Raw genomic sequence first — 26,323 nt, forward strand, 5'->3', positions numbered from 1 at the left:
CCCCTTTCATCTATGTCACTGGCACTTCTTTTCGCAGGGCAGGGCGCCCAAAAGGTCGGCATGGGCAAGTCGCTTTACGACGGCTCGGCCGCCGCGCGGGCGCTTTACGACCAAGCCAACCAGGTGCTCGGCTGGGACTTGAAGCGCCTGAGCTTCGAGGGTCCGGAGGCCGATCTCACGCAGACGAAGGTGTGTCAGCCGGCGTTGTTCGTGCACGGCCTCGCAGTCGTGGCCGCGCTGAAGGAGCGCGGCAAGCTGCCGGACGTGAAATTCGCCCTCGGCCTCAGTCTCGGCGAGGTCACGGCGCTGACCGCGGCGGGCGTTTTTGACTTCGCCACGGGACTCAAGGTCGTCGCGCGACGCGGCGAGCTCATGCAGCAGGCCTGCGAGAAGAGCGTCGGCGGCATGGCCGCGATCATCGGCGAGGAGCGCGCGAAGGTTTACGAACTGTGCCGCGAGTTCGACATCGAGGCGGCCAACTTCAACGCCCCGGGCCAGATCATCGTTTCCGGCGAGAAGGCCAAGGTCGACGCCCTCGTCGCGGCGGCGAAGGACAAGGGCCTCAAGCGCGTGATGCCCCTCAACGTCGCCGGCGCCTACCACAGCCGCCTGATGGAGCCGGCGCGCGCGGAGTTCGCGGCCTTCCTCGAGGGCGTCGCGTTTCACCGGCCCGCGTTCACCGTCTTCACCAACACCACCGGCCAGGCGGTCAGCGAGCCCGCCGACATCCGCGCCGCGCTGGTCAAGCAGGTCGTCTCCAGCGTGCTCTGGGAGGACTGCATGCGCAGCGCCGTCGCGGCGGGCGCGACCGAATTCTGGGAATGCGGCCCGGGCGGCGTCCTCGCCGGCCTCGCGCGCCGCACCGAGAAGGCGTGGGTCGTGAAGTCCTTCAACGAACTCTCCGAACTCCCTGCCTGATGCCCGACCTGCTGACCCGAAATTTCTGCATCATCGCGCACGTCGATCACGGCAAGACGACGCTGTCCGACCGCCTGCTCGAATACACCAACACCGTGTCGCAGCGCGTGCTGACCGATCAGCACCTCGACGCGATGGACCTCGAAAAGGAGCGCGGCATCACCATCAAGATGCATCCGGTGGTGATGCACTACAAGGCCAAGGACGGTAAGACCTACAAGCTGCACCTCACCGACACGCCGGGACACGTCGACTTCTCCTACGAAGTCTCGCGTTCGCTCGCCGCGTGTGAAGGCGCGCTGCTGCTCATCGACGCCGCGCAGGGCGTTGAGGCGCAGACCGTGGCGAACGCGCACCTCGCGTTCAACCAGGGCCTCAAGGTCATCCCGGTCATTAACAAGATCGACCTGCCGAGCGCCAACCTCGAGCTGTGCACCAAGCAGCTGGAGGACATCCTCACGATCCCCGGCGAGGAGGCGATCCTCGCCAGCGGCAAGGCCGGCATCGGCATCGAGGACATCCTCGAGGCCGTCGTGACGCGCATCCCGCCGCCGCGCTGGACGGATTACCCGACGCTACGTGCGCTGGTCTTCGACTCGAAATACGACTCCTACCGCGGCGTCATCTCCTACGCCCGCGTCTTCTCCGGCACGATCAAGGCCGGGGAGATGATGATGCTGATGAGCACCGGCCAGCGCTCCGAAGTGAAGGAGGTCGGCGTGTTCCGCCCGGCGATGGAGAAGATCGGCGAACTCGGCCCCGGCGACGTCGGCTACATCGTCTCGAACATCAAGAGCACCGACGAGATCAAGATCGGCGACACGATCACGCACGCCAACAAGCCCGCCACCGAGATGCTGCCGGGCTACAAGGAAGTGCGCCCGATGGTCTACTGCGGCCTCTATCCGCTCGAGTCGGACGACTACGAGAAGCTCAAGGTCGCCCTCGGCAAGCTCCGCCTCAACGACTCGGCCCTCATCTACGCCACCGAGTCGTCCGTCGCGCTCGGTTTCGGATTCCGCTGCGGCTTCCTCGGTCTCCTGCACATGGAAGTCATCCAGGAGCGCATCCGTCGCGAATACGACGTCGACATCATCTCCACCTATCCGAGCGTCGTCTACCGGGTGAAGACCCACGGCAAGGACGAGATCGAGATCGACAACCCGGTCAACTTGCCCGATCCCGCCTCGATCGAGACCATCTCCGAGCCGACGATCAAGGCCTCCATCCACATCCCGAACGAGTTCATGGGCGACATCCTGAACCTCATCATGGAGAAGCGCGGCACCGTCGACCACACCGACACGCTCGACTCGAACCGCGTCATGCTGACGTGCACGCTCCCGCTCAACGAAATCCTCGTCGATTTCAACGACCGCCTGAAGAGCATCACCCGCGGCTACGGCTCGATGGACTACGAGCTGGGCGAGTATCGCCCCTCCGACCTCGTGAAGATGGAGATCCTCGTGAACCAGGATCCCGTCGACGCCTTCGCCAGCATCGTGCACCGCTCGAAGGCCGAGACCCAGGGCCGCGCCCTCTGCGAGAAGCTGGCCGACATCATCCCGCCGCAGATGTTCAAGATCGCCGTCCAGGCCGCCATCGGCGGCAAGATCATCGCCCGCGACAACGTCCGCGAGATGCGCAAGGACGTCACCGCGAAATGCTACGGCGGCGACATCACCCGCAAGCGCAAGCTCCTCGACAAGCAGAAGGAAGGTAAGAAGAAGATGAAGCAGATCGGCAAGGTCTCCATCCCGCCGGACGCTTTCATCCAGGTCCTGAAAACCAACAACTGAGTTCGCTGTCTCACCCCGCCGTGTTCGACTTTCTCCTCTCCGAAGAAAAAAAGATGCGGCGCCACGCCGCGAACTGGCTCGAGGTCGCCGAGCGCGTCTACAACTTCCGCCGCGACCAGCTCCCCGCTGCCCAGGTGCAGCAGCTCGTTGCCGCCACCGGCGACCTCAAGCTGCGCCTCAAGGACAAGGCCGACGCCTCGAAGCTCAAGATGGCGATCGAGAAGCTCGAGGACGTCCTCCGCCAGACCGGCGGGCGCATCTACCCGACTTCCTCGCTGGTCGAGAACGTGGAGTTTTTCCTCGTCGCGGCGATCGTGATCCTCGGCCTGCGCGCGTATTTCGTGCAGCCGTTCAAGATCCCGACCAACTCGATGTGGCCGACCTACTACGGCATGACGCACGAGCTGTTCAAGGCCGGCGAGGAACCCGGCGCGCTCGCCCGGGCCGGCCGCTTTCTCGCCTTCGGCGCCACGCACTACGAGGTGAAGGCGCCCGCCGACGGCGAGGTGATGGTGCCGGTCGTGCAATACGTGAACGGCGAATTCGGCATGCCTTACTCGCTGCGGCCGGGTCGCCTCTTCGGCGTGATTCCGACGACGCGGCGCGAATACACTTTCGCCGTGGACAACACGCCGGTGACGCTCGAGACGCCCGGCGACTTCGGTTTCGAGCGCGTGCTCGACGAGGCCTTCGGCACCGGCCGACCGGCGCGTTTCACCGCCACCCTGCGCGAGCAGCTGCGCCGCCATCCGGCGCCCGACTCGTCGAGTCTCTACCTCTCCGCCGGCGGTCGCGAGGTCGAGCGCCGCGTCTTCTGGTTGCCCATCGGCAAGCGCGTCCGCAAGGGCGAGGCGATCGTCTCCTTCGACATCCTGACCGGCGACCTGCTCTTCGTCGACCGCGTCACCTACAATTTCTTCCCGCCCAAGGTCGGGCAGGGCTTCGTCTTCAAGACCGAGAACATCGATTCGCCGGACATGAAGGACCGGAACACCGGCGAGCAGATCCGCCAATACTACATCAAGCGCCTCGTCGGCACGCCCGGCGACAAGCTGGAGATCCGCACTCCGCGCTCCGTCCGCGATGGCGGCGACGCGCTCGCCGACTCCGGCGGCCAGCTCGTGCGCAACGGCGCCCCCATCAGCGGCGCCGACGCCTTCGTCGCCAATTCCGAGAAGCGCGGCCTCTACCGCGGCTACACGAACATCGGCCTGCTCGGCGTGGGTAAGGTGGCCGAGGTGCCGGCGAATTCCTTCATGGCGCTGGGCGACAATTCGCCCGACAGCGCCGATAGCCGCTACTGGGGCTTCGTTCCCGACAAGGACGTCGTCGGCAAGCCGCTCTTCATCTACTACCCGCTGACGCGCCGCTGGGGCCTGGCCAAGTAGGGCCGCGGCGGCGCGCGCGAAGTCAGCGGAAACCGGCCAGCGCGGCTCGCGGGCGGGCCGGCTTGGACGTCCGCGCCGGGCGCGGCGCGATCGGCACGACCAGCACGGGGCAGGGGCCTTGCGCATCAGGCCGTGGGTCACGCTGCCAACCAGCATCTCGTAGGCGGCGGTGTGGCCGTGGGAGCCGACGACGATGTAGTCCGGTCGCGCCAGCTTTGCCACGCGCAGGATCGTCGGCACGGCGGCGCCCGTGTGCAGGATAATCTTCGTGTCCGGGACGCGCTTCTGAAACCAGTGTCCGAGCGCCTTCATGCGCTCGGCGGTGCGGCGCCGGGTGTTGCCCGCCAGCGTCGCGACCTCGAAGGTCGACAGCGCGTAGTAGGAGTTCACCAGCGGGTCGGTCTCGACGGCGTGCAGGAGCAGCAGGCGGGCATCGAGCGCGAGGGCAAGGTCGCGCGCGGCGTTGCAGACTTGGACGGTGGCATTGGAAAGGTCCACCGGGACCAGGATCTTCTTTTTCATGTCGGTTCCTCCTCGATGTGACCGTGGCCGAAGGGCTGGGCCCGGAGCAGGGCCAGCACCGCGTCGTCGGTCGTCGGCGAAAAATCCTGATAGAAGCTTCCGACGGCGAACAAGTGGTCCGGTTCGAGCACGACCACCACGTCGTCCGCCTCGCACCGCAGCAGCGCGAGGGATTCCCGGGCGGCGACCGGGGCGGCCACCACCACGCGCGCTGCTCCGCGCCAGCGCGCGGCCTGGACCGCGGCCCGCATCGTCGCGCCGGTGGCGATGCCGTCGTCGACGATGATCACGTTCGCGTCGCGGAGGGAGAGCAGGGGCGCGCCCAGCGGATCATGTGCTCGCGGTGCGCGAGCTCGACGCGCTCGCGCGCCACCACGTGCCCGATGCTGCTGGGCGAGAGGTCGAAGGATCGGATCACGTCCGCGTTGTGGATCTCCACGCCGCCGCTGGCCAAGGCGCCGAAGGCGATTTCTTCGTCGCCGGGAACACCCAGCTTGCGGACGACGAGCACGTCGAGCGGACACTGCAGTTTCTCCGCGATGACGACAGCGACCGGCACGCCGCCCCGAGGGAGACCCAACACTATCGCCGAACTTGGCGGCGTTGTCGCACGCAGGCGGCTGGCAAGAAGCTCGCCGGCGTGGTGCCGGTCGCGAAAGACCTGAGTGGAAAGAGTGCCCTTCATGGCAGGGGGGCGGCGGAGAAGACGGCGCGCGTCCGCCGCGGTTGCTGCGCTCTCGGGTTGACCCGGACCCAGAGCCAGTGGGGCTGGCCGGCGTGGTGGAAGCGCACGAGCGAGAAACATCCGCGTAGCTTCGCCCCGTGCAGGACGGCCACGATCTGGCGCGACGTCCATTTGCGGATCTCGGCCGGTCCGGCGTCCCAGCAGTCGGCGAAGCTCTCGGGCGCCTCGATGCCGTTTACCAGCTCGATGGCCAGGTGGCGTTCATGCGGATGCAGGAGCGGACCGTGTGGGATGCTCCAGATCTTGCGCTGGTCATCGAGCGACAGCTCCAGCGTCCACGCCGGACGCGGACGGATGCGATGCAGGAGGCGAAAATGCGGGTAGAGATTCATGAGGCGGAGGAAAGGGCGGCGACAGCCGGCGGCGTGGCGGCGCGCAGGCCGGAGGTCGGTGGCAGGGACGGAACGAGGTGGGTCTGGAACCAGCCGGCGGCCAGGTCCGCCACGCGCGGTATCGCACCGGGTTCCTCGAAGCGGTGGGTCGCGTGCGGGATGACTTCGAGGTGCTTCTCGCACTGCATGGCGGCGAAGGCGGCGCGGTTGCCCTGCAGGCCCGCATCGTCCCAGCCCCCGACGAGCAGCAGCGTGGGCGCGAGGGTCCGGCGCAGGGCGTCGCCCGTGAGATCAGGGCGTCCGCCGCGGGAGACCACCGCATCGATGACTTCCGGCAGTTCGGCGGCGACGTGGATGGCCGCGGTGGCGCCGGTGCTGGCGCCGAAGAGGCCGAGGCGCAGGCCGCGCGTTTCCGGTCGTTGCTGCAGCCAGCGGATGGTTGCAATCAGGCGGCGCGCGAGGAACGGCACGTCGTGGCGGAGTCGCGGCTCGATGCATTCCTGCGCTTCCTCGGCGCGCGTGAGCAGGTTGAAGAGGAAAGTGGCGAAGCCGACGGCCTGGAGGTGCGCGGCGACATCGCAATTGCGATAGGTGTGCCGCGTGCTGCCGCTGCCGTGCGCGAAAATCACCAGACCACGGGCCGCGGCCGGGATGGTCAGTTCGGCTTCGAGCCGGACTCCGCGCAAATCGAGTTCCAGCTCCGTGCCGGGGCCAAGATCGGTTTTCATGGGCGGTTGAGGGTTGCAGGCCGCGGGGCGCATCAGACCGGGGACCGGAGCGAGGTGAGGCCGGACGGATGACAAGCGGACGCGGGCTGCAGGTTCATGAATGACGGAGGGTTTTCCGCCAACCGCGCGGGCGCGACGAGGCGACCCGTGCGGTCGCTGGGGGAATTATCGTCCTCGCAACGAGCGAACGCTGCGCAGGAATTGGGAAATCTCGCTGCGCATTCCTTGAAGTTCCCAGGACCAGCTCAGGCGATCAGTGGGGCTAGCATGACCACGGATTTCCCTGTGATATAACGCACAATAAGCAAAGACCCTGGTAATACTTTACGGGCCTTCCATCGGGCTAGTTTCTGAGGAACTGGGCCGAAAAGGTCCGAAAATGGCCCGTAGGTCAATCCAAATATTCTGATAGCGTCCCCCCGTCTAAAAACGCACCCGATGAAAAAGAAACAAATGAAGGTTCAGGTTGATGACGCCGTAGAGGCCAAGCTCCACTCATCAGCCGGGCGCTACGGCCTTACCGGAAATTCAATCCTCGCCGCCGCCGCCTACGAACTGGCGCGCGTGCGACCAGAGAACCTTTTCCACGCGCTTGGGCGCATCGCTCAAGGCGAGGGCGTGGAACTGATGCCCCCGGACACCGAAGCTATCCCAGCGCCACGGAAACCGCAGCGCCGGGCGCTTCCGGCGACTACCTGACCCAGCGCAGCGAGAGCAGCGTTTGCAGCTCCTCCCACGCGTGGCGGTGTTTCCAAGCGTTCGTCGGCAGCGTGCGCCGGAACGCCGTGAGGCCCTTGCCGTGCCGCAGATAGAGCCCCAGCGCGCGCACTGACTCGGTAGAGAGCACACAGCGCGGGCGCACAACAGAGCGTAGCGCGATTCCCTCGCGCCCGATCCAATCGAGCGTCTTTAGCAAGCGCCCGGCGTGGTTGTGTTCATCCGCGTGCAGCCGACGCATGTTGCCGTAGATCAGAACGACGGGCTCGATCAGCTGATATCGCTGGAAGTGCTCATTCGGAGCGTAGGGCGCGATTGGTTGGTTTGCGTGGTAATGCATACGTCCGGCCAGCCGGCGCGCCGTCTAGCCCGTGCGGCGTTGTGCCGTCCTATCAGTCCGGCGCATTATCCCGTCAATGCCGGACCAGCGAAGGTGATTTTCGGCGTGCCTCATGCCTAGCCGAAGTTACTCACAGAGGCATGAAATTCCTTCCCCTGTTTTTCGTGCTCTGCGTGGTCGCGTCCGCTACGGATTTGCGCGACGTGCGTTTCCCGTTCGGCGATGAGAAAGAGCTGTCGGCGTTCATTACCGCGACGGAGCCGCGACTGGACACCGAACAACAGCGGCGCGTCTGGCGCAACGGACTGGCGTGGATGCGTGAGCATGCGAACGAAAAAAAGGTTTCGTTCTGGCAGTGGCTGCGCGGCATGCGTGCCGACGAGGCGGTGATGTTGGGCTACATCACGCACATCAAAAAGCTGTCTGACGTAATCGAATCGCTCGCAAAAGAGGCGCGCGAGAAGGGCGGGGAAGAGGCGGCGCGGCTGAAAGCGCGCGCCGCCGAACTGAGCAAGGCTGCTGATGCACTAATGCAGGAGGTCAACGAAGTGGCATTGCCCGCGCACAAGCACGAAAGCAGCGGCACCGCGTTGAAGCCCGGCGCTTAGTATTGCTCCTGATTACCGCCGCCGCCTTCGCCACGCGGAGGCGGCGTGAGCGTCGCCGGAGGAAGCGTCCCGATTTGCCAGTCCTGAATGAAGTCCGGCGTGAACCACCAGAAGCCATCCGAGCGATGCTCCCAGTATTTCCCGTCGGCGAGGATGAACTGCTTTGAGAATGCGAAGCTCCCGTCGTCATACAAGAATTCCACCGTGACGAGCAAACGCCCGTCGATGAGGTTGCGCGCCGAGTAGATTTCGCGGTAATCCGTAATCGGTCTGGTCGGCGGCTGCGGAGGCGGTGGCGGCTTGATGTCCCCCACGTCACGGATGACGACATTGCCGCCGTCTGATGACACGTCGTAAGTCCCGGTGCCGGGATTCCAGTTCATGGTGTAGCCGATCAGCGTCAGCTCCATCTGGATATCATTGACGCGACGAGCGACCACCGGGAACGCAGGGAGCTTCACTACCTTTTCGTCATCATTTTCGACAACTACGCACATATTTTTATCTTTCGTTTTTGGGTTATTTCGCTGCGTGGATGCAGCAAATCAGGGAAGCGGGCGAAGTAGCCCGAGCTTCTGCGCGGCGTAGAATGCGAGAGGTAGACCGAGGATAAGGAGCCAGAGCGGATTATCTCCGACAAGCACCAAGAACACTCCGCACCCGGCGACTTTGAGGAACACGAGCGGATATCCGGTTTCCTTGTGCGTGACGCCGTAGAGCCAGCCGCCCGCGCCGACGACGATGCAGATCCAGCCGAGCCAGCGCGTCGCGGGCCACCCAGACGCGGCGGAAGCGGCGCGAATGAGCGGCGCTGCGTCTTGATGCTGGCCAATCGTCGTCGTCACTTTCTCGTGAACGTAGCGCGGGCGCGGCGGCGTGACGCCTCGATCGCCAGCGGGCCGCGGCACGTCACGTGACGCCACGTCGGAACGCGGAGCCTGGTCAGTCACCCGTGACGCACCTGGCGTGACAGGACCTGGCTCGGTCACGCCGGCGATGTCACGTGACCCGCCGGCGGGCTCGCTCGGCCGCTGAGTCACGTCGTCGAAATACTCAATCGTGCGCTCGCTCTGTTGCGTGCTCGGCGCGGCTGAGTTGCCGGGACCAACGAGACTCGCGCCCGCACCTGACGCGCGCCCGGGCGTCTGCGCTTCGACGACGCGGCCCGGATTCGTGCACGAGGAAAACGCGGCAACGAACAGCGCGGCTACGATGAAAAGCACGCGGCTCATTTCCGTTTGTCCCTCCGAAAGTGCACATGCTGGCGCACGAGATAGGCGACGGTGAGCACGCCAGCGACGACGCCGATTGCGTCATTGAGCTGGGAAAGGGTGAACGTGGAGAGCGTGCCGAGGAAGCCCAGCAGTGGCGTTTTCGGATCGGTGGGCATTAGTCGGCTTGGCGCGGACGGTTGGCGCTCGCGAGGAACGTGAAGTAGAGCACGGCGACGACGGCGAGAATGCCGAACGTGAAACCGAGCACGGGCTTCGCGTTGTTCGCGGTCTCAGTGACGAAATCGCCCCACGCGAAATCGGTGTTGTCGAGCGCGGCGTAGTTCTTGGCGGCGGTTTGCGCGGCGCGGTTCAGCGTCTCTTGCGTGAAGCTCTGCGGATACTTCAACACTTCCGCCGCGAGTTCCTTCACGTAGTTGGTGCGCTGTTCGTAGCTCATTTGGTTCGTCTCGGGCAGTCCGAGACGGGCGCGAACGTTGCGCGCGGCGGTGCGCAGATTCAGCGCGTTGTTTGCTTCGGTGACCATGACGTCAGGTGTTGGAGAGGACGCGGCCCCACGTGAGGCGGAAAACGAGTTCCAGCGTGTGCGCCGAGTCCTTGGTTTCGGCTGCGTTGAGAAGGACGCGGAAAATGCGGTCGATGACCCCCGCGCCACCCGTCACGACCAGCGAGCGAATCGCGTTGGAGTTTCCCTCAGCGATGGCGAACGTGCCGCGAAAGGTGCGCGTAAACGTGCCGGTGACGTAGGTGTCAGGGTTGAGCGTCTTGTTTCCGACTGAGCCACTGAACGTGAGTGTCGTGCTCGTCTGCGCGACAAGCGCCGTGGTGTCCGTCGACAGGTTGATGGTTTTCGCCAATGACGGCTCGAACACCTGTTGCCCCTGCACCGCCGTGGAGCCGTCGCCGTTCACAAATGAGATCGCGCGCGCGAAGTTCGTTGAGATGCTTTCCGCGTTGTAGTTCCCGTCCTGACTCCACCCGGCAACGACGTTGGTGTAGGCCGTAGACGCTTGCGGCGTGACCGTGAGAGTGAGTGTGACGATGACCTTGAGCTGTTGCCCGGCGGCGAGCGAGATGCCGCCCGAGATGATGTCGCGGCCGAAGAGGTTGGCCCCCGGGGTGGCGGTGTAGCTCCAGCCGATTTCATTGTAGACGATGGGCGACGCCTCGGCGGAAAAGATGATCGTCCGCTTGTTGACCATGCTCCCGAGGGAGTAGGTGAGTCCGTTGTCGCCCGAGTCCACGCCATAGGAGTTACTGCGCTTCACCTCGGCGGCGTGCGCCGTCTGGTTGACATACCAGACCGTGCCCTCGCTGGCGGCGACAGTGCCGGCGACGGACACCGTGACATTCTGCGTGTCCGTGAATGCCGTGATGTAGCACTCCTCTCCGGAATCGAACTTGAACAGACGGCCAACGTCGTCGGCCGCGAAAAAGCCGGCGCTGGCCGTGACAGTCGAGCCCGCGCGCGTGAACGTGATGGCGCCGCTGTCGCGCTTCACCGGCGTTGTGCCGGTGCCGACGACGGCGTAGCTGAACAGATCGCACCAGCGCTGCGATGCGACGAGGTTCAGCCCTTGGTCGAGAATCAGGTTCCGCTTTCGCGCGCGGCGCTCAACGACGCGGCCGCGCTCTAACACGGCCAGCTCGTAATGGACGCACGCGCCGATGCCGACGCCTGGCACGTCACGCATACGTGCCGGAGTCGAGACCAGCGGCGACGGTGACCGCTTCTGGGTAAGAGCCGATTGAAACGACGACGAGGACATAGGAGCCAGATTCGAGGATGGAAGAGATGGAGGCCGTGCCCGTGTAGGTTTCACCCGTGGGCACAAGAACGAGGTTGTAGGAGCCCGCCGTGAGCGACGCCGCGACTTGCCCCAAGTCGCCGAGCCCAGCCAGCGGGACGAGAACCGACGCGTAGTTTCCGGACTCGAGCGCGGCAGCGATTTGCGCAGCTGAGTTTCCGGCGTCGAACGGAACGAGAACCGGCATGTAGTCGCCGGATGCCAGCGCCGCCGACACGGCAGCGGCCATGTTCACTTCGGGAACTCCGCCGCGCCTGACGACGTAGATGACGGGCGTCGGGCGCGCCTGAATCTGTCGATAATCCATGAGCATCGCTCAGCGTCACAGCGTCCACCAAATTTCGGAAACGTTGAGTGCGACCGGCGAGCCGTTGTCGTTGTGCACGCTGACCCATTCCGAGATCGGGAGCGTGATGGACGTTTGCGGGAACACCGTCAGCACGACGTAGCCGCTGGCGTCGCGCACCTGAAGGTTGAGGTTCGGGTCGAGATTCGTGACTTGGAGCGCCTTGCGCCGGATGAGGAGGCCGCTCGGGATGCCGTCGAGGTCGAGATTCGCGGAGGCGGCGAGCGTGGAGATGTTCTGCGCAACGGGGATCGTCTTGGGTTCGATGACCGCCGAGCGCGAATCCGTCAGCACGGGACCGCCGAGCCAGAGGACAACGGTAATCGTGCCGAGCGACGGGTTGCGCAATTCGAGGCGCCGGAAAGTCGCATCGTTCGGGAACGAGGCGAGGCCGGTCCCCTGCGGGAAAGCGCAGAACTCGCCGCCGGGGTATTTGATTTCCACGTCGACGGGGGAGTAGAGCACGTGGAAATTGCGCGCCTCGCTGATGACGGGCTTAACCGCACCGGGCGCGAGAGAGATAGTGACGAACGTGCCTTGAGTGCTCATGCGGATTTGCGGCGCGACGCGCCAAAGAGGAAAAGCATTCCGAGCACGGCGACTGCGCCGACGACCCAGAGGAGTTGTTTCGTGACGGCGGAGTCTGGCGTCTGCGAACGCTCCAACGCCGCCGAAGTGAGATCCGCGATTTTGCTGGCGAGCCCCTGTTGCGAGTTCAGCGCCGTCGTCGTCGTGTTGAGCACGTCTTGCCGTTCTCGCGCGGAGACTTCCGCGAGTCCGGCGACGGTGTTAATCGCGCCGAGGGACAGCGCGGAATTCTGCGCGACCGTGGTTTTCGCCAGATCGTTTTGCGCAGCAATGGAGAGGTTCGCGACGCCCGCCGTGGTGTCGATCGCTCGCTGCGAAACGTTCTGGTTGGCAGCGAGTGCGCCGAGCGACGTGTTTTGATTCGCCGCGAGTGCGCCGAGCGCGGTGTTCTGATTCGCAGCGACAGCGCCCAGCGCCGTGTCGAATGCGCCCTTCGCAATTTCCGGGTCGGCCGTCGTCGTGTTGATTTCGACAGTCGCACCCGCGCCAGCGGCAATCGCACCTTCCGCAGCATTAGCCGATTGATCGGTAATGTTGTAGTTAGTGGTATTCTGAGTGGTGGACTTGTTGGACGAAAAAAGGCCCATGGCTCACTTTCCCCTGGAAGGCTGGAACAGGATTGCGACGAGCAAGAGCACGCCGACTGCGACGGCGGCGATTGTGCCCGCGCTCCACTGCGAAGGGTTGAGCGCGGCGAGGTTCGGCACGCCCGGCGTGCCGGTGCCGCTCGCGTTCGATGCGGTTGCATCTTGCGTCGCGGACGTGCCGGCGGAGACGCCTTTGCCGCCGATGACTTTTGCGCCAATGGTCGGACCACTGGCGATGTAGGAGCCGCCCGACGTGGCCGACATCGGAACATCGGCGAGCGCGCTTTGCAGCGCCTGCGCGGGGAGGCCAGCGAGTCCGCCGCCGCCGAAAACCGCGCTGGCAAGCCCGCTCAGTTGCGGGATCAGTGACGACTTCGCAGGCGCAGACGCGCCAGTCAGCGGCGGAATTTCTTCGGTGCCGTAGGACATCGGCTCAGCCCTTCCGGCGGAAAACGAGCGCGATAACGACGATGACCACGAGGGCGACGCCGCCCCAGACAAGCCATTTCGTGGTGTTCGCCTGCGTCGTCGCTTGAGTGTTGGCGGCGGCAGCCGCTTGCGCCTGCGCCGTGGCCATAGTGCCAGCGGCCTGTTGCTTCAACACGTCGCCTTGGAGTTTGAGCGTGTAGAGGTTCGCGGCGGGAGTCGCGAGGGAGTTGACGAGATTTCCGAGGTCCGCGAGGAAGCCGCCGGATTGCTGCGTCTGAATTTCAGTGTATTCCTGTGCCATGACGACCGAAAGGGTTGAGCGTTAAAAAGCCCGCCGCGCGGAAGGCGGCGGCGGGCTTCGGAAATTTCGTCCGGCGGCGCTCAGATATAGAGCGGCGCGCGACGTTCGAGCAGGAGCTTCACGGGGCCCGCGACGCTCTGGTTGATGCTCAGCTTGATCGAGCGGAAGGGCAGCTCGAGACCGTCGAACAACTGGCCGTTGGCATCGAACACGACCGGGAACGGCTTACCGTTGCCGGCTTCGGCGACCAGCTTGTAGTCGGCGAGGAATTCGATGTTCTCCGCCTGCGTCGCGTCGAAAATCACGTCGCTTTCGTTGATCGTGACTTTCGCCCAGTTGATCGTGGAGCCGGCGTCCGGGATGATGTGGATGCGCTGGATCGGCAGATCGATCGGGATGTTCGGCTGGATGATGTCCGCCGTGGTGCCGAGGGAGCCGAGGTAAACCGGCTCGTGCTTGATGATGTTCAGCACGCGCTCGCCCTTGCTGTTGGTGGCGAACTCGTCGTCGTAGACGTGTTCCACCTTCACGATGGGATTCGTGAGGCCGGCTTTTGTGCGCGCCTTCACGGTCATGTTCGGGACTCCGAACAGGTCCCACGCGGTGACTTGCTCGTCCATGACGGATGCGCGGTGCGGCTCGGCGAAGAAGAACGGAATGCCGACGCTGGCGGAGGGGACGAGCGTGCCGCGACCGTTGAGCTTGGCGAGGTAGAGCAGTTCCGAGGCCGTCACGTCGCGGATGAGCTTCGTGCCGACGTAGAACTGGAGGCCGTCGACGACATCGGCGCCGTAGACGGTGACCGGACCCGGGGCCGTCGCTTGCGCGTAGAGCCGCGCGAGGAGCAGGCGGCGATTGGTCGGGAACGGGATGGTGGAGTCGGAGCCCGCAGCGCCGACTGTGATGCCGGCAATGGGTTCGTATTTGCGCGTCGACATGAGGTGTGGAGGCGAGGGTTTCGGTTGCGGGTTAGCGACGTGAGCCGATTAGGCGCTCGTCTTCGCGCCGGGGACCTTGGAGGCGACCGGCTTGAGGAGCTTGCGCACCGCCGGGAAGGCGAGCGCGAGCACGCCGCCAACGGCGAGAGCGATGAGGAGAGCGGTCACCGGGCGGGCGGCGACGAAATCGCGGACTTTCTGCATGAGGTTTTGCATGGGAGCGTTTGAACGCCGCACCGATGCACCCGCGCGCCGATTTCGTCGATAGTGTGCGCGCAACTGTGCGCGCAGATTCGTGCGCGCACACCTGCGCGCACACTCTTGACAACGAAAAGAAAAGGCCCGGCGCGAGCCGAGCCAGATGCCGAACTTCCGCCTGAGCCGACGCGCTGCGCGCGCGGCTCAGCTCACTTGTTCTCCTGCGGCTGGCGCTCAGTCCAAGAATCCGCGAGCCGATGAAGATCGAGCGCGCAGGAAAGGAGGGCTGTCTGCGTTCCCATTTGGTCGAGCTTGAAGTCTCCGGTGTCGGCGTGGCGTTTCCACGTTTCGGCCAAAGCCAAGAGTTCGCAGATGGGCACCGCAGGAGAACCACCAGCCACAGCGAACGCGCTTGCTGGCGACTTTTGTTCGCACAGGCGCTCTCCGCTCGGCCATGACGGTTTATCGTGGGCAGTGCTAGCTTCTGTCGGTTGGTGTGTTGCTGGATATAGTTCGCTCATGGGAGTAATTTTCTGCGCTCTCAGCGCGTCCGCTGATCTGGACCGTTCGGCGTTACCATTGCGTGATTACCTCGCGACTCCGGACAGCGCCGCGCTTTCCCCAGCGCTTAACACGGATGCGTCCGGGCGCGCTGCAATGACTGCACTCGCGCTCAAACTCGCGATAGTAGCCGCCGAAAAGGCGTTCTCTGACAATCCACCGGAAACGGTGGCCGCGGAAAAAGCAGATGATGCGGCGGAGAGTTTTCATACTACGCGGTCCAGTTCTCCCAGCACGGCAACGCGCGCGTGTTCGATCAGATCGAGCCGCGCGAGGAGCCGCTGGCGTTTCTCGGCGGCGATTTCCTGCGGAGTAGGCGTGCGCTTGAGGCTGAGCACGGCGAGGCACGCGGGGCAGAGCTTCGCGCCATCTTTCGCGCGCTCCGTCCCGCAGCGTGTGCAGCGGCGACGGCGCGCGAGCTTAGCGCGGCGACGGCGGAAATAATCGGTGCGAGGTTTTTTCATGCGTTCAGTGTGTGAAGCTGCGCGGGGGTGAATCGGTTCGGCTTGTAGAAAAACCAGCGCTTCGGCAGAGCCATCGCGCCGAACAACGGCGCGCCGGTGCGATTCGCTGGCGGAATAATTTCGGGCGGGATCGGCGCGGACACTAGCCGCTCGTCGTTCATTTCTTCGGCCCAGAGCTTCGCGGCGTTTTTTCCGACGCTGAACAGCAGCAGACTCGCGCAGTTCTCCCGGATGTCGGGATGCACCTGCGCAGCGCGTTGCGAGAGAAAAAAATTATGCCGCCCTCCGTGCCGGCCGCGCGTGAACATTCTGCGGAACTCGTCCGAGAATTTCGGCACGTCGGCGTCGGCTAGCTCCATGAAGCAAGCGACGTTTCGGGAGGCCCAATACATTCGCGCGTAGCGCTCGGGGTTGGACGTTTGCCAGCTCGCGCACGTTGCCGGCCAATTCTCGTCAGGCTTGTGCAACACGAGCGTCAGCATACGCCGCCGAATCAGAGCGGCGGCGATTTGCTGCGCGGCGAATGTCTTGCCGCTCCCGGTCTGCCCTAGAATTGCCGTGTGATAATCGGGCGGACGCATCAGCGAGCGAGACGGGCAACGATCAGGGCGGGAAGGTAGAGCCAGCCGCTTTCGCCGCGCCAGAACACGAGGTAGGTGCAGCCGGCGAGCACGGCGAGCGTGACGAGCACGCGCAGCACAGCGCCCAGCAACTCAGCGGCCGGGAAGGCGCGGCGGAAGACGAGGAAGCGAACGGGTTCAGTTTCGGGAGTGTTCATTGGGCGAGAAAAACGATGAAGAGGACGAGCGCGGCGCCGGTGAAGAAGCCGGACGCACGGAGAAAAAATTGATCGTGGTAGTAGCGGCGCGAGCGTTGCTCGGCTCGCTCGGCAATCAGCGCGAGCGCGACTAAGGCGAGGATGGCGGGGAGGATCATGGTTTAGGTTTCGCGAGCGGTGGGACGTGTGCGGGGAGATCGATGATTTCGGCGCCGTGGTGCGGCGCGGCGGAGACGGAAGCGGACGGGCGCGCGGCGTCCGGCGTCACGTCCTTTGCGCGCTCGGCGGCGCGGTCGAGACCAACCCAGCGTCGAACGGTGGCGTTGGGTTTCGGCTTGCGCAGCACGCGCAGCAGGTAGGCGCCGAACATGAGCAGCAAGCCGACGCCGGCCGACGCTTGCCAGCCGCGCGCGCGGATGTAGGCGGCGGTGGCGCGCACCATGTTTTTGTGTTCGGCCGCTGGCGGCGTGCAGTCTTCCGGCGCGTCGAAAATGATGCCGGCGATGACTTCGACGGAGGAGCAAACGACTTCGCCCGCGTCGTCGGAGTGGTCAACCTCCGGCGCTGGCGGCGCGCTCGGTTTCGCCTCGCTGGACTGCGGCGGCGGCGGTTCCTCCGCGGGAATGTAGCTCGCCGGTTGCGGCGTGCTCGGCGCGCTTTGTGACGTGCCAGGCGTCGAAGGCGCCGGCGAAGTCACGCCGGCTTTCCGACCGCCGCGCGGCATCCAAGCGCCCGTGCGCGGATGCGTGCGCGGGATGTGGCGCGCCGGATCAAACGGCGTTCCTTTCGCGTCGGGTGTGCCGGCGGCGGGGTGTGACGCATCGAGCGCGGGCGCGCTATCGGCCGACGCGCCGGCCGTGTTGGCGCTTTCGGGCGTCGTTTGCGGAGGCGAGCCGGCGGTGACGGCCGGCGCGGTGGGAGTCGGCAGCGCGGCGGGCGCGATGTCGTCTGCGGAGATAGTGGCGGGTGTGTCGCTCATTTGAGGAGAGGGAGTAGTTGCTGGCGACGCGCTTTCGCTTCGTAGCGGCGCACGTCTTCCTTGCCGCGTAGCCGGAGCACGTCGCGGCAATCGGCGAGCGTGCATCCGTGCTGACGCATCGCGGCGACGATTCGGCAGCGCCAAGCGCAGAGTTCGGCCGATGTCATGCCGCACCCTCCGCGATGCCGGCCTTATCGGCGGCGTGGATTTCGGCGGCGCGGCACTTGTCCGCGAACGCGAGCAATTCGGCGGAGCCGTCGCCGTCGCCGACATCGGCGAGCGTGAGAGCGTGCGCAATCGCGCGGTTCGCGAGATCGCGGCACGCCTCAGCCCGTTTTTGGAATTTCTCGCGTTCGTTCATCGCGCGGCCTCCGCAAGCATCCCGCGCGACTGCGCGAAGGATCGGTTGGTTACGATGCCGCCGAGCCGTGCGGCGGCGCGCTCTGCCTCGGGATAGGTGAACAGTTCCGTCGAGAGCAGCTTGTGAGCGTGCGGCGCTTTGACCATGTATCGGCGAAGGCCGGGCGAATAGTTTCTCGTTCGTTTTTTCATGGGAAAGACTCACGCGCCGGCCCCAGCCAGCGTTTGGTTGACGGCGGATTTTTCATCCGGCGCGGGAGAGAGGGTTTCGATGATGACTTTGCCGGCCGCACCGCAGATCAGTTCGACGGCTCGCTCGCGCGTGCTCGCGAGGCGCGACCACGGAACGACGATTTCCAACAGCGCGCCCGGCGCTTTGATCGCGGAGCCGACGCCGACACGTGCGGTTTGCGTCGCGGGAAACAGTTCAAGCACTACGCAGCGCCGGGCCATGACGGACCAATAGGGCTCGGCGTGCGTTTCGATTAGGACGGCGGGGAAGGGCGTTTTCATCGGGAAGATGGGGCGGCGAGGGCGTCGAGTCGCGCGAGGTGCGCCGCAAACTGCGGATCGCGCGGACGCGCAGCCCGTCCGGGCGGGGACGCGGGCTCGGGATCGGCGGCAGTTGATGTGCCCGTGTGAACCCTAATAGGCTCGGCGGCTGCGAGCCTGCATCCTGCGGCCCAAGCCTCTGCCGTGCGCTCGCGCAGACGCTGAACGAGCGGATGCGCGGCGATGCGCGCGGCGTCGTAGCGTTTGAACATGACGACAACGCGCGGCTCCTTCACGCAGTTCGACGCCGCACCCGGCGCGACCTGCGCGACGACGCAACAAGCGTCAACGCCCTCCGCGCCGCTCTGCCGCTTCGCCTCTTCCGCGAATTCCGTCTCCGTCATCTTGCCGACGAAGACGACGCGACCCTCTGCGTCGCGCTCGGCGTAGGCAATGCGCTGCTTTTCCTTCGACGCCTTGCCGCGCTTGTTCACGTCGGGCGCGCGACGCCACACGCGACCGTCATCGGTCTGCTCGGGCAACAGCGTGTCGCCGGCCTCTTCGATTTCGCGGATTTGCTCCGCGAGTTTGCCGAGCGGTTGCACCATATGCAGGCGCGAGAGTTGGCGGTCCAGTTCGGCCAGCTCCTCCGGCGAGAGTCGTTCAATTTCGCCGGGCTTAGTGATGTATTTGACGGCCTCGCGCGGGTTGCGGATCACGCCCGCGTCATCCATCCAATCGCCCCACCACGCGCGGAGTTTTTCGAGGAACGCGCACCACGCGCCGTATTCGATGCGGCCTTTTTCGAGGTGAACGAGGCAGTGCGCGTGCGGGTGAAACCACAGCGTGCCGTCTGCGTCGCGTTCGATGCCGCCCGATTCGTCGCCGTTTTCGTCGAGCAGTGCGACGTAGCGCGAGCCGTCGCGCGTGTCTCGTTTCTGCCGTTTCCTTTCGACGCTCCCGAGTTCGCTTGAGCGCCACACGATACGGACGCCCAGCTCTCGCATGAAATCGGCGTCGTTTAGATCGTTAATCCGGGCGTGGAGTCGTTTCAGCGCGCGCCGAATCGCGGGCCGCCCCTTCGCGAAATCGCCGACACGGAGCGGCACACGCGGACCGCCTGTGAGCGTCCAAAAGCGCGCCCACGGGTCGAATTGGAGCCAGTATTCGAGCGACCGAATGCGCGGCTCCCGGAGCTTCTGGGCGACAAAGGGCAGGATCGTTTTCCGCCGAAACTTCGGCAGCGTCTTTAATTCGAGCGAATGGACGCCCACGGTGCCGATTGTCCATTCCGTCGCGAGGTAGGCGGGCGTTCCGGCCGTTTCGAGCTTCTTGGCGATTCGATGCGTCTGCGCCAGCAAAGCGGCTTCCTCGGCGTCCTTTCGACGCTTGCGGGCCGAATCGACAACGATGCCGGTTTCATCCTCGCAAACGGCCTCGAATGCCTCACGGGCTTCGAGCACGCGCGCGACGGTCGGGGTTTCGTCAATCGGCGTGCAGGCAACGGCGTCGTCGAGTCGATACACGCGCCCGTCGTCGTCGATTCCGACGAATGCGCCGTTATCGCTGGCCGTTTCCGGCAGTTGTTGTTTCTCCGTATCTTGCTGGGGTGCAATCGGACCGATGAAGTCGGGGGACCACCAATGGCCTCGATGAAAACGGCGCTCGAATTCGGCCCATTGCTCGGGCGTGAGGCCGTCGCCCAACGGCGAAAGGGCTTCCGCTTTGGCCTTGGCCCATGCGAAAGAGCCGACCGGGCCGTAAGCTGTCGCCCAATCCGGGCGCTCAATCGGCGCGGCATCCGTTGCCGGGGGAATAAACAACCGGCGGTGACGCGGGTCGATTGCGCCGGGCGCTCGCTCGCTTTGAGCGCCCGGCGCGGTGACCTTCGGCGCGTTGGCCGACAGCTCCACTGACGGAGCCGAGGAAAGGGAAAGTTGCGCGGCGGAATCGCTCACGCCACGGCCTCCGATTGGGCGACGACGCGCGCCGCGAACCGCTCAAGATCAGCCACGTATCGGGACCGCGACGGCTTGCCGTCCACGAGGCGCGCGAGGATTCGGGCGATGTTCGCCCGTTTGATCCGCGTATCGAAGGCCCGATTGCGCCGGAATCGGCCCGACGCGTAGCGATTGCAGAGCTGACGATACCAAGCCGCGTTTCGGGAGGCCGCGACGCGGATGCAGCCGCCGCAATTCACTTCGCGGCGGCATGGGACCAAGACGACTTCGAGGCGCGAGCTTTCTAGCTCGGCTTGGAGCCATTCGAAGCCGTGGCGCATATCGGCGCTCACTCGCGGCCCTCCGATTGACCGGCGGCGGCGGTCGTGACGCCGCCGCCGGTCGTTTGGCGGTCCGCACTTTCGCCCGGTTCCTCAACGCAGGCGGGCGGACAGTCGCTATGCGACAATTCTTCCGAAGGCTTGTCGAAGCGCCGAAGTCCATCGCTGAATCCGGCGCTGTAGGAGATTCGCGCGACAGAGGCCAAAAGAGCCTCGAACGACATCGAATAGAGCGGCTGGCCTTCCGTGATTTGCTGGGCAAACCAGCGTGCGAAATTCGCGTGGCAGGCGTTCGGGTCCGCCGCGCGCTCCGCAATCAACGCCTCGAATTTTTCCTCCCACGCATCGGTGAACAGGTGAGGGAGTTTGACGGAGAGTTTCCGCCGGCGCGGACGACGCGCGCGGTTCAAATTCTGTGCCAGGGACGGGGAGCTAGTCCCCGGAGCGGAGTGAGCAGAGTTGGCGCTACTCGCGAGGGTTTGAGGAACTTCTTGGGAGGACACGACTTTGTAGGTCGTTCCTCAGTGCCGGTTTATCCGGCGTCACATCGCACAATAAGCATTATGTCCCAAATAAATCAGGACGATAACCCTGCTCCGACCCCGTCTCCGTTAAGCGATCTTGCGCCGTGCGAACGTGCATAGCCGGGTTGCGCTGTCGGAGACACTCTCGTGTGCGCTGTGCAGGTGCAGCGCTGCATCGTCGGCGGGCTCGAAGCGGGCGCTGACGCCGGTGAACGTCTGCACCTCTCCCCGTGCGGCGGCGGCGTAGAGCTGCTTCACGTCGCGCTGGCGGCAGACATCGAGCGGCGCGTCCACAAAGACGAACGAGAGCGCGTCCGGGCCCACGATCTCCGCCACGGTCGCGCGATTGGCGGCGAGCGGCGTGATGAACGCCGCCACGACGCACAGACCGGAGTCGACCCCGAGCCGCGCGACTTCGGCGGCGCGGCGGAGATTTTCGGCGCGGTCCCCTTCCGTAAATCCCAGCCCGCGGCACAGGCCGGCGCGCAAGCGGTCGCCATCGAGCTCGAGCACGGGCCGGCCGGCGGCGCGCAGGTCCGCTGCGAGGTGTTGCGCCAAGGTCGATTTCCCGGCGCCGGAAAGGCCGAAGAGCCAGAAAACGTGTCCGGATCCCGCAAGACGGTTGGGCGCTCGATCAGCCATGAAGATGGCTAAGACGCCGGAACCGCCGGATTGGTCACATCCTGGCGGGCGTGTTTTCGCTCGTGAGGTGCGCGACGATCCGCTGCACGACGGCGGAGCCGCCATCCTCGATCAGGTAGTGGCCGACGCCTTCAAGGAGGTGCTGGTCGGCTCCGGGCAGCAGTTCGCTCCAGCGTGCGTAGTAGTGCCGGTTGAAGCAGAAGTCGTCCCCACCCCACACGATGGCAACCGGACGCTGGCGCAGCAACGGCAGGCATTGCTCGATCTCGGCGAGAGCGCGATCCGAGGGCGTGCCGCGTCCGCTGGGGATGTCGACGACGAAGCGATGCGTCGCGATGCGGTTGGCCCAGGAATCGTAGGGGAAAAGGAAACCGCGCTTCACGTCGGCCGGCAGCGGCTTCGACACCGCCATCCACGTCGCCGGCCAGGCAAAGCCGTTGCCGCCGCGCACGATGAGCTCGCCGAGCAGCGGCGCCCGGCAGAGCCGGATCCGCAGCGGGACAACCGTGTCGGCGAACGCCGCGGTGTTGAGGATGACGACGCGACCGAGTTTCTCCGCCTGCGGCAGCACGGCGCCAAGGCCGATCGGCCCGCCCCAATCGTGGACCACGAGGTGGATTTTCCGCAGCGACAGCGAATCGAGCAGTGCGCGGAGATTCGCGATGTGGTTCGGCAGCGTGTAGTCCCACCGCTGCGGCTTGGCGGAGAGTCCGCAGCCGAGGTGGTCGGGCACGATGCAGCGCATGCGGTCGCGCAGCGCGAGCACGACGTCGCGGTAGAAGAACGACCACGTGGGATTGCCGTGCACCATAACGACGGCCTCGTCGGTGCGCGGGCCTTCGTCGAGATAGCTCAATTCGCCGGCGGGCGTGGCGAAGCGTTGCGGCTCGAACGGATAGAGCTTCCGCAGCCAGTCCGGGAGTTGGGTGGCGCCGTTCACCATTCGAGGGCGAGCATGAGGCTGTTGATGCCGCTGCCGATGCCGAGCAGCGCGACCTTCTGGCCGGCGCGCACGGCACCCTGCTCGACGGCGCGGGCAAGCGTCGCGGGCAGCGCGGCGGAGCCGGTGTTGCCTAGCGTCTCGAACGACGAGAAATCCTTCGCGAGGTCGAGGCCGAGCGTCTCGTAGAGCTTGCGGCGGTGGGCGCTGCCGACCTGGTGGCAGATGAAGCGGTCCGGCGTCGTCGCGTTCCAGCCGCTCTCCCGCTTGAACTCGCTCCAGGTGCGGCGCGCGACGTCGACGCCGGCGATGAGCAGCTGCTCGGAATCGGTTTCCATGGCGAGCCCGTCGCCCGCGCTGTCGCCCTGGCAGAGATCGCTGTGGCTGGTGTCGGCCAGCGCGGCGCCGGCGACGAGGCGGTGGCGCGGGGCGCCGGCGGGCAGCTCGTCCTCGTGGCAAACGACCGCGGCGACGGCGGCCGAGCCGATGGTGAGATTGGCGAAGAAGGGCTTGATGGCGTTGCGGTCGAGGTTGGCCGCGAGCAGATGCTGGATCGTGCGCTCGACCAGCGGACGGCCGTTCTCGCCCGAGACGACGATGCCGGCGCGGACCTGGCCGGCGTCGATCATCGAGCCGAGCAGCACGAGGCCGTTGAGGAAGCCGAGGCAGGCGTTGGAGACGTCGAAGACCTGCATGCTCCCGCCGAGGCCCATCTTATGATGGACGAAGGTCGCGGTGGCCGGCTCGAGCATGTCGCGGCACACGGCGCTGTGCATCAGCACCTGGAGTTTCGCGGCGGGAATCTGGGAGAGCCCGAGCAGCTTGCGGCCGGCGGCGGCGCTGGCGTCGGACGGGCGTGTGCCCGCGGCCCACATGCGGCGCTCGCGGATGCCGGACATGAGCTCGAGGCGCCCTTCCGGCAGGCGCAGGCGCTCATACATCGGCTTGAGCCGCGTCTCGATGTCGGCGGACGACCAGATCTCGTCCGGCTCGACAGCCGCGATGGATTCAATGCAGGCGTGACGGAAGCGCATCGCTCACTTCTCCGGCCGCATGGCGAGGCGGATGATGTCCTTGTCGAAGTAGTTCGAACCGAGTCCGGCGTCGACGACGAGTGTCGTGCCGTTCACGCCGCTGCTGCGCGGGCTGAGGAGGAAGAGCGCGGCGTTGGCGACTTCCTGGGTGTCGAGCGCGCGTTTGCGGAAGGTCATTTTCTCGGCGTAGAGATAGCTCTCGAGGTAACCGGGAATGCCGGCGGACGCGCTGGTCTTGAGGGGGCCGCTGCCGAGCACGTTGACGCGGATGGCGGTGTCGGCGCTGAGCGACTTCGCAAGGAAGCGCGCGCAGGACTCGAGCGCAGCCTTGATCGGCCCCATGTAGCCGTAGTTATCGGGCGTCACGAGCAGCGACGAGATGCCGATGGTCACGACGGAGGCGTCCTTCGCGAGGTGTGGCTTGAACGCGCGGGTCAGTTCCACGAGCGAGAAGGCCGAGATGGCGGTCGCCTGGAGAAAATCCCCGCGCTTGGTCTCGGCGAAGGTCTTGAAGCCCTCGCTGTAGTTGGCGAACGCGATCGAGTGCACGAGGCCGTGCAGCGGGGTCAGGCCGGCGGCGGCGACCTCGGCCGCGAGTTTGTCGCACGCTCCCTCCTGCTCGACGTCGCAGACGAAAACCGGGCGGTCCGCCAGCAGCGCCTCGAGGGATTTCTTCCGCGCCTCGGCGCGGACGGCGTAGACGACGCGCGCGCCCTGCTCCTCGAGTGACTTGGCGATCAGCCAGGCGACGCTCTTCTTGTTGGCGACACCCTGGACGAGGAAGGTCTTGCCGGAAACCTGGAGGAAATCGGTCATGTGGTGGTGACTTGGCCCTCCGGCTTCTTCCACGCGACGGCGAAGTCGACGTTCATGACCTTCTTGCCTTCGGCGTTCTTCATCACGCCGGTGAGGAAGTGGAACTCGCCCACCGTCTCCTTGCGCTTCACCTCGATCGTGACGGTGTCGCCGGGATAGACCGGCAGGCGGAAGCGGATGTCCGAGACCTTGGAGAGCAGCGGCACGCCGCCCCCCTGCCCTGCGGCGCCGGCCATGAGCTTGGCCATGAGGCAGGCGCCGGTCTGGAAGACGGCCTCGCTGAGCAGCACGCCCGGCGTGATCGGCGCGCCGGGATAGTGGCCCTTGTAGAAATCCTCCTCGGCACGCCAGGTGCGGCGGGCGACGAGCGTCTCGCCGTCGTGCGAGACGATGGCGTCGACGAACAGGAACGGCGGGCGGTGCGGGATGAGTTGCTCGACTTCGTTCACGGGAAAATCAGGCGGCGGTGCGCTTGGCGGCGGCGAGGGCCTTGTCGATCTGGTTGGCGACGATGACGCCGTAGTTGATGGTGCCGAGCCAGCCGGACATGATGATGCCGACCGAGCCGGCGTGGTAGAGGCCCGGGAGCTGCGTCGGCAGATCCATGGAAATCTTCAGGCCCTCGAACTTCGTGCCGAAGGACGTGCCGTGCCAGTGCTTCGTGTAGTATTCGACGGTGCGCGGCGTGGCGGCTTCCTTCCACTCGATCTTGCCGCGGATGTCGGGGATGAAGCGCTCGAGCGAGGTGATGGATTCCTCGATCAGGCGCTCCTTGTGCTTGGCGTAGTCCTCGTCGGACATGCCCTGCCAGTCCTGGTAGCGCGCGTTGATCGAGACCACGACCGTGTAGCGGTCGCTGCCGGGGCGCGTGTCCGGGTAATACATCGAGAAGGTCCGGCTCGTCGTGTGCAGGTCGACCAGCGCCTCGCTCGAGAATTTCGGTTCGTCGGAGGTGAAGACGAGGTCGCCGATGTGCGGGAGCGTCTCGCCCTTCTTGATGCCGAGGTAGACCTGGCAGGAGCTGCTGTTGACGCGGACGGCCTTGGTGGCGGCGACGAACTCCGGGGTGAAGTTCTCCTCGCCCGCCATGCGCAGGACCGTGTTCTTGATGTTGGAATTCGAGAGCACCGCCCCGCAGCGAATCGTTTTGCCGTTGGCGACGACGCCGCAGACGCGCTTCCGGCCGTCGACTTCCTCGGTGAGGATTTTCTCCACCAGCACGTGCTTGCGGATCTCGACGCCGTTCTTCTTCAGCTCCTCGGCCATGCGCTTGATCAGGACGTCCGTGCCGCCTTGGAAGGTGAACACGCCCTTGCTCATGAAATTGGAGAACACGATGCCGAACGTGATCGCGGGATCGTCCATCGTGGAGCCGTTGGCGTAGGCGATCGGCTCCATCAGCAGGCGCTTCACGTCGTCGCGGCCCGGGAAATAGCGCTCGAACATCTGGCCGGTCGTCTCGGTCGAGTTGTCGTAGAAATTCATCGCCCGGAGGTCGGTGAAGAATTTCTCCACGGTCGCGGCGGGGATGCCGAACTTCTCGATCAGCTGGCGCGTGAAGTCGTCGCGGTCGAAGGTCGTGTCGACCTGGAACTGCGGGTTGATGAAGCGCACGCCCTTCAGCTGCACGATGGCGTCGGCGATGTCCTGGCTCCAATACTTGCGACAGGACTTGATCATCCCGTGCGGGAAGCCGTGGAGCGAGATGTCGAAGATGTGCCCGCCCTTGCGGGTGAACCAGGTCGCGAGGCCGCCGAGCTGGTAATGGTGCTCGAGCAGCAGGACCTTGTGGCCGCACTTGGCCAGCACGTTGGCACCGGTCAGGCCGCCGAGGCCGCTGCCGATGACGATGACGTCGTAGTGGTCGTGGGTTCCTTTGAGCCAGTCGTAGGCCATGAAGCGCCCGAAGTAAGAGCGCGGCGCGAGGC

The 26,323-nt window shown here is 65.4% G+C and carries 40 protein-coding genes and 1 pseudogene; 5 read left to right on the top strand and 36 right to left on the bottom strand.

What is annotated here, in order from left to right; all coding sequences use genetic code 11:
* The first annotated feature begins 12 nt into the window (after positions 1–12).
* From fabD to lepB, 3 genes are read left to right on the top strand one after another with little or no spacing between them, the layout of a single operon-like run.
* Positions 13–918: an ACP S-malonyltransferase gene (gene fabD / locus ACMYLB_RS12125; protein WP_415907262.1), complete on the top strand. Its 906-nt coding sequence runs from the start codon at positions 13–15 to the stop codon at positions 916–918.
* Positions 918–2,717, top strand: a complete 1,800-nt coding sequence (gene lepA / locus ACMYLB_RS12130; RefSeq protein ID WP_415907263.1) for a translation elongation factor 4 — start codon at positions 918–920, stop codon at positions 2,715–2,717. Before fabD ends, lepA begins: the two co-directional genes overlap by 1 nt.
* 20 nt (positions 2,718–2,737) lie before the next feature.
* The gene (lepB, locus tag ACMYLB_RS12135) at positions 2,738–4,105 is read left to right on the top strand and encodes a signal peptidase I (RefSeq protein ID WP_415907264.1); all 1,368 of its coding nucleotides are present in this window, start codon (positions 2,738–2,740) and stop codon (positions 4,103–4,105) included.
* Between the two features lie 159 nt (positions 4,106–4,264).
* Here lepB and ACMYLB_RS12140 read toward each other — a convergent pair.
* The 5 genes and pseudogenes from ACMYLB_RS12140 to ACMYLB_RS12160 all read right to left on the bottom strand — a co-directional run.
* Positions 4,265–4,627, bottom strand: a pseudogene (locus tag ACMYLB_RS12140) (universal stress protein); the annotation flags it as partial.
* Positions 4,624–4,917 carry a hypothetical protein gene (locus ACMYLB_RS12145; protein WP_415907265.1) on the bottom strand — a complete coding sequence of 98 codons (294 nt, stop codon included), beginning with the start codon at positions 4,915–4,917 and terminating at the stop codon, positions 4,624–4,626. The gene ACMYLB_RS12145 and the pseudogene ACMYLB_RS12140, both read right to left, overlap by 4 nt.
* The gene (locus tag ACMYLB_RS12150) at positions 4,914–5,186 is read right to left on the bottom strand and encodes a hypothetical protein (protein WP_415907266.1); all 273 of its coding nucleotides are present in this window, start codon (positions 5,184–5,186) and stop codon (positions 4,914–4,916) included. The genes ACMYLB_RS12145 and ACMYLB_RS12150 overlap by 4 nt, the downstream gene beginning before the upstream one ends.
* Positions 5,187–5,308: 122 nt before the next feature.
* Complete coding sequence (locus ACMYLB_RS12155) at positions 5,309–5,704, bottom strand: hypothetical protein (RefSeq protein WP_415907267.1); 396 nt, start codon at positions 5,702–5,704, stop codon at positions 5,309–5,311.
* Complete coding sequence (locus ACMYLB_RS12160; RefSeq protein WP_415907268.1) at positions 5,701–6,432, bottom strand: dienelactone hydrolase family protein; 732 nt, start codon at positions 6,430–6,432, stop codon at positions 5,701–5,703. The genes ACMYLB_RS12155 and ACMYLB_RS12160 overlap by 4 nt, the downstream gene beginning before the upstream one ends.
* A 438-nt stretch (positions 6,433–6,870) precedes the next feature.
* Between ACMYLB_RS12160 and ACMYLB_RS12165 the strand changes: the two genes are divergently transcribed.
* Positions 6,871–7,131: a hypothetical protein gene (locus tag ACMYLB_RS12165; protein WP_415907269.1), complete on the top strand. Its 261-nt coding sequence runs from the start codon at positions 6,871–6,873 to the stop codon at positions 7,129–7,131.
* On the opposite strand, the gene ACMYLB_RS12170 is transcribed toward ACMYLB_RS12165, so the two are convergent.
* Entirely contained in the window at positions 7,124–7,489 is a 366-nt protein-coding gene (locus ACMYLB_RS12170) for a hypothetical protein (protein WP_415907270.1), read from the bottom strand. The two genes, ACMYLB_RS12165 and ACMYLB_RS12170, sit on opposite strands and share 8 nt — an antisense overlap.
* Before the next feature lie 140 nt (positions 7,490–7,629).
* Between ACMYLB_RS12170 and ACMYLB_RS12175 the strand changes: the two genes are divergently transcribed.
* Entirely contained in the window at positions 7,630–8,097 is a 468-nt protein-coding gene (locus tag ACMYLB_RS12175) for a hypothetical protein (RefSeq protein WP_415907271.1), read from the top strand.
* Here ACMYLB_RS12175 and ACMYLB_RS12180 read toward each other — a convergent pair.
* The 30 genes from ACMYLB_RS12180 to ACMYLB_RS12325 all read right to left on the bottom strand — a co-directional run bounded on the left by ACMYLB_RS12180 (position 8,094) and on the right by ACMYLB_RS12325 (position 26,291).
* Positions 8,094–8,558, bottom strand: a complete 465-nt coding sequence (locus ACMYLB_RS12180; protein WP_415907272.1) for a hypothetical protein — start codon at positions 8,556–8,558, stop codon at positions 8,094–8,096. The two genes, ACMYLB_RS12175 and ACMYLB_RS12180, sit on opposite strands and share 4 nt — an antisense overlap.
* An 84-nt stretch (positions 8,559–8,642) precedes the next feature.
* Entirely contained in the window at positions 8,643–9,329 is a 687-nt protein-coding gene (locus tag ACMYLB_RS12185; RefSeq protein WP_415907273.1) for a hypothetical protein, read from the bottom strand.
* Entirely contained in the window at positions 9,326–9,487 is a 162-nt protein-coding gene (locus ACMYLB_RS12190) for a hypothetical protein (RefSeq protein ID WP_415907274.1), read from the bottom strand. Before ACMYLB_RS12190 ends, ACMYLB_RS12185 begins: the two co-directional genes overlap by 4 nt.
* A complete protein-coding gene (locus ACMYLB_RS12195; RefSeq protein WP_415907275.1) occupies positions 9,487–9,855 on the bottom strand; it encodes a hypothetical protein in 369 nt (122 codons plus the stop codon). Before ACMYLB_RS12195 ends, ACMYLB_RS12190 begins: the two co-directional genes overlap by 1 nt.
* A gap of 4 nt (positions 9,856–9,859) precedes the next feature.
* Positions 9,860–11,023 carry a hypothetical protein gene (locus tag ACMYLB_RS12200; RefSeq protein WP_415907276.1) on the bottom strand — a complete coding sequence of 388 codons (1,164 nt, stop codon included), beginning with the start codon at positions 11,021–11,023 and terminating at the stop codon, positions 9,860–9,862.
* Positions 11,016–11,450, bottom strand: a complete 435-nt coding sequence (locus ACMYLB_RS12205) for a hypothetical protein (protein WP_415907277.1) — start codon at positions 11,448–11,450, stop codon at positions 11,016–11,018. Before ACMYLB_RS12205 ends, ACMYLB_RS12200 begins: the two co-directional genes overlap by 8 nt.
* Positions 11,451–11,459: 9 nt before the next feature.
* Positions 11,460–12,032, bottom strand: a complete 573-nt coding sequence (locus ACMYLB_RS12210; RefSeq protein ID WP_415907279.1) for a hypothetical protein — start codon at positions 12,030–12,032, stop codon at positions 11,460–11,462.
* Positions 12,029–12,658 (bottom strand): hypothetical protein, encoded by a 630-nt coding sequence (locus tag ACMYLB_RS12215; RefSeq protein ID WP_415907280.1) that lies wholly within the window; start codon positions 12,656–12,658, stop codon positions 12,029–12,031. Before ACMYLB_RS12215 ends, ACMYLB_RS12210 begins: the two co-directional genes overlap by 4 nt.
* A 3-nt stretch (positions 12,659–12,661) precedes the next feature.
* Positions 12,662–13,087: a hypothetical protein gene (locus tag ACMYLB_RS12220; protein ID WP_415907281.1), complete on the bottom strand. Its 426-nt coding sequence runs from the start codon at positions 13,085–13,087 to the stop codon at positions 12,662–12,664.
* A gap of 4 nt (positions 13,088–13,091) precedes the next feature.
* Positions 13,092–13,388, bottom strand: coding sequence for a hypothetical protein (locus ACMYLB_RS12225; protein ID WP_415907282.1), 297 nt, complete (start codon positions 13,386–13,388; stop codon positions 13,092–13,094).
* A gap of 80 nt (positions 13,389–13,468) precedes the next feature.
* Entirely contained in the window at positions 13,469–14,326 is an 858-nt protein-coding gene (locus tag ACMYLB_RS12230; RefSeq protein WP_415907283.1) for a hypothetical protein, read from the bottom strand.
* 48 nt (positions 14,327–14,374) lie between these two features.
* Positions 14,375–14,530, bottom strand: coding sequence for a hypothetical protein (locus ACMYLB_RS12235; protein ID WP_415907284.1), 156 nt, complete (start codon positions 14,528–14,530; stop codon positions 14,375–14,377).
* A 203-nt stretch (positions 14,531–14,733) separates the two neighbouring features.
* A complete protein-coding gene (locus ACMYLB_RS12240) occupies positions 14,734–15,045 on the bottom strand; it encodes a hypothetical protein (protein WP_415907285.1) in 312 nt (103 codons plus the stop codon).
* Positions 15,046–15,291: 246 nt separating this feature from the next.
* Entirely contained in the window at positions 15,292–15,549 is a 258-nt protein-coding gene (locus ACMYLB_RS12245) for a hypothetical protein (protein ID WP_415907286.1), read from the bottom strand.
* Positions 15,546–16,130 (bottom strand): helicase HerA domain-containing protein, encoded by a 585-nt coding sequence (locus ACMYLB_RS12250; protein WP_415907287.1) that lies wholly within the window; start codon positions 16,128–16,130, stop codon positions 15,546–15,548. The genes ACMYLB_RS12245 and ACMYLB_RS12250 overlap by 4 nt, the downstream gene beginning before the upstream one ends.
* The gene (locus tag ACMYLB_RS12255; protein WP_415907288.1) at positions 16,130–16,327 is read right to left on the bottom strand and encodes a hypothetical protein; all 198 of its coding nucleotides are present in this window, start codon (positions 16,325–16,327) and stop codon (positions 16,130–16,132) included. The genes ACMYLB_RS12250 and ACMYLB_RS12255 overlap by 1 nt, the downstream gene beginning before the upstream one ends.
* On the bottom strand, positions 16,324–16,485 hold the full coding sequence (locus ACMYLB_RS12260) for a hypothetical protein (RefSeq protein WP_415907289.1): 162 nt from the start codon (positions 16,483–16,485) through the stop codon (positions 16,324–16,326). Before ACMYLB_RS12260 ends, ACMYLB_RS12255 begins: the two co-directional genes overlap by 4 nt.
* Entirely contained in the window at positions 16,482–17,450 is a 969-nt protein-coding gene (locus ACMYLB_RS12265) for a hypothetical protein (protein ID WP_415907290.1), read from the bottom strand. Before ACMYLB_RS12265 ends, ACMYLB_RS12260 begins: the two co-directional genes overlap by 4 nt.
* A 19-nt stretch (positions 17,451–17,469) precedes the next feature.
* Positions 17,470–17,667, bottom strand: coding sequence for a hypothetical protein (locus ACMYLB_RS12270; RefSeq protein WP_415907291.1), 198 nt, complete (start codon positions 17,665–17,667; stop codon positions 17,470–17,472).
* Entirely contained in the window at positions 17,664–17,858 is a 195-nt protein-coding gene (locus ACMYLB_RS12275; protein ID WP_415907292.1) for a hypothetical protein, read from the bottom strand. Before ACMYLB_RS12275 ends, ACMYLB_RS12270 begins: the two co-directional genes overlap by 4 nt.
* 9 nt (positions 17,859–17,867) lie before the next feature.
* Positions 17,868–18,179, bottom strand: coding sequence for a hypothetical protein (locus ACMYLB_RS12280; protein ID WP_415907293.1), 312 nt, complete (start codon positions 18,177–18,179; stop codon positions 17,868–17,870).
* Positions 18,176–20,116, bottom strand: coding sequence for a hypothetical protein (locus tag ACMYLB_RS12285; RefSeq protein ID WP_415907294.1), 1,941 nt, complete (start codon positions 20,114–20,116; stop codon positions 18,176–18,178). Before ACMYLB_RS12285 ends, ACMYLB_RS12280 begins: the two co-directional genes overlap by 4 nt.
* Positions 20,113–20,451: a hypothetical protein gene (locus tag ACMYLB_RS12290; protein WP_415907295.1), complete on the bottom strand. Its 339-nt coding sequence runs from the start codon at positions 20,449–20,451 to the stop codon at positions 20,113–20,115. Before ACMYLB_RS12290 ends, ACMYLB_RS12285 begins: the two co-directional genes overlap by 4 nt.
* Positions 20,448–20,849 carry a hypothetical protein gene (locus ACMYLB_RS12295; protein WP_415907296.1) on the bottom strand — a complete coding sequence of 134 codons (402 nt, stop codon included), beginning with the start codon at positions 20,847–20,849 and terminating at the stop codon, positions 20,448–20,450. Before ACMYLB_RS12295 ends, ACMYLB_RS12290 begins: the two co-directional genes overlap by 4 nt.
* A gap of 201 nt (positions 20,850–21,050) precedes the next feature.
* Positions 21,051–21,521 (bottom strand): adenylyl-sulfate kinase, encoded by a 471-nt coding sequence (locus ACMYLB_RS12300; RefSeq protein WP_415907297.1) that lies wholly within the window; start codon positions 21,519–21,521, stop codon positions 21,051–21,053.
* Positions 21,522–21,639: 118 nt separating this feature from the next.
* Entirely contained in the window at positions 21,640–22,548 is a 909-nt protein-coding gene (locus tag ACMYLB_RS12305) for an alpha/beta fold hydrolase (protein WP_415907298.1), read from the bottom strand.
* Positions 22,542–23,579 (bottom strand): 3-oxoacyl-ACP synthase III, encoded by a 1,038-nt coding sequence (locus tag ACMYLB_RS12310; RefSeq protein ID WP_415907299.1) that lies wholly within the window; start codon positions 23,577–23,579, stop codon positions 22,542–22,544. Before ACMYLB_RS12310 ends, ACMYLB_RS12305 begins: the two co-directional genes overlap by 7 nt.
* A 3-nt stretch (positions 23,580–23,582) precedes the next feature.
* Positions 23,583–24,395: an enoyl-ACP reductase gene (locus ACMYLB_RS12315; protein ID WP_415907300.1), complete on the bottom strand. Its 813-nt coding sequence runs from the start codon at positions 24,393–24,395 to the stop codon at positions 23,583–23,585.
* Positions 24,392–24,844: a 3-hydroxyacyl-ACP dehydratase FabZ family protein gene (locus ACMYLB_RS12320; protein ID WP_415907301.1), complete on the bottom strand. Its 453-nt coding sequence runs from the start codon at positions 24,842–24,844 to the stop codon at positions 24,392–24,394. The genes ACMYLB_RS12315 and ACMYLB_RS12320 overlap by 4 nt, the downstream gene beginning before the upstream one ends.
* Positions 24,845–24,851: 7 nt before the next feature.
* Complete coding sequence (locus ACMYLB_RS12325) at positions 24,852–26,291, bottom strand: phytoene desaturase family protein (RefSeq protein WP_415907302.1); 1,440 nt, start codon at positions 26,289–26,291, stop codon at positions 24,852–24,854.
* Positions 26,292–26,323 lie beyond the last annotated feature (32 nt).

It is taken from the genome of Oleiharenicola sp. Vm1 (assembly GCF_047777955.1).
Classification (GTDB): Bacteria; Verrucomicrobiota; Verrucomicrobiia; order Opitutales; family Opitutaceae; genus Didemnitutus.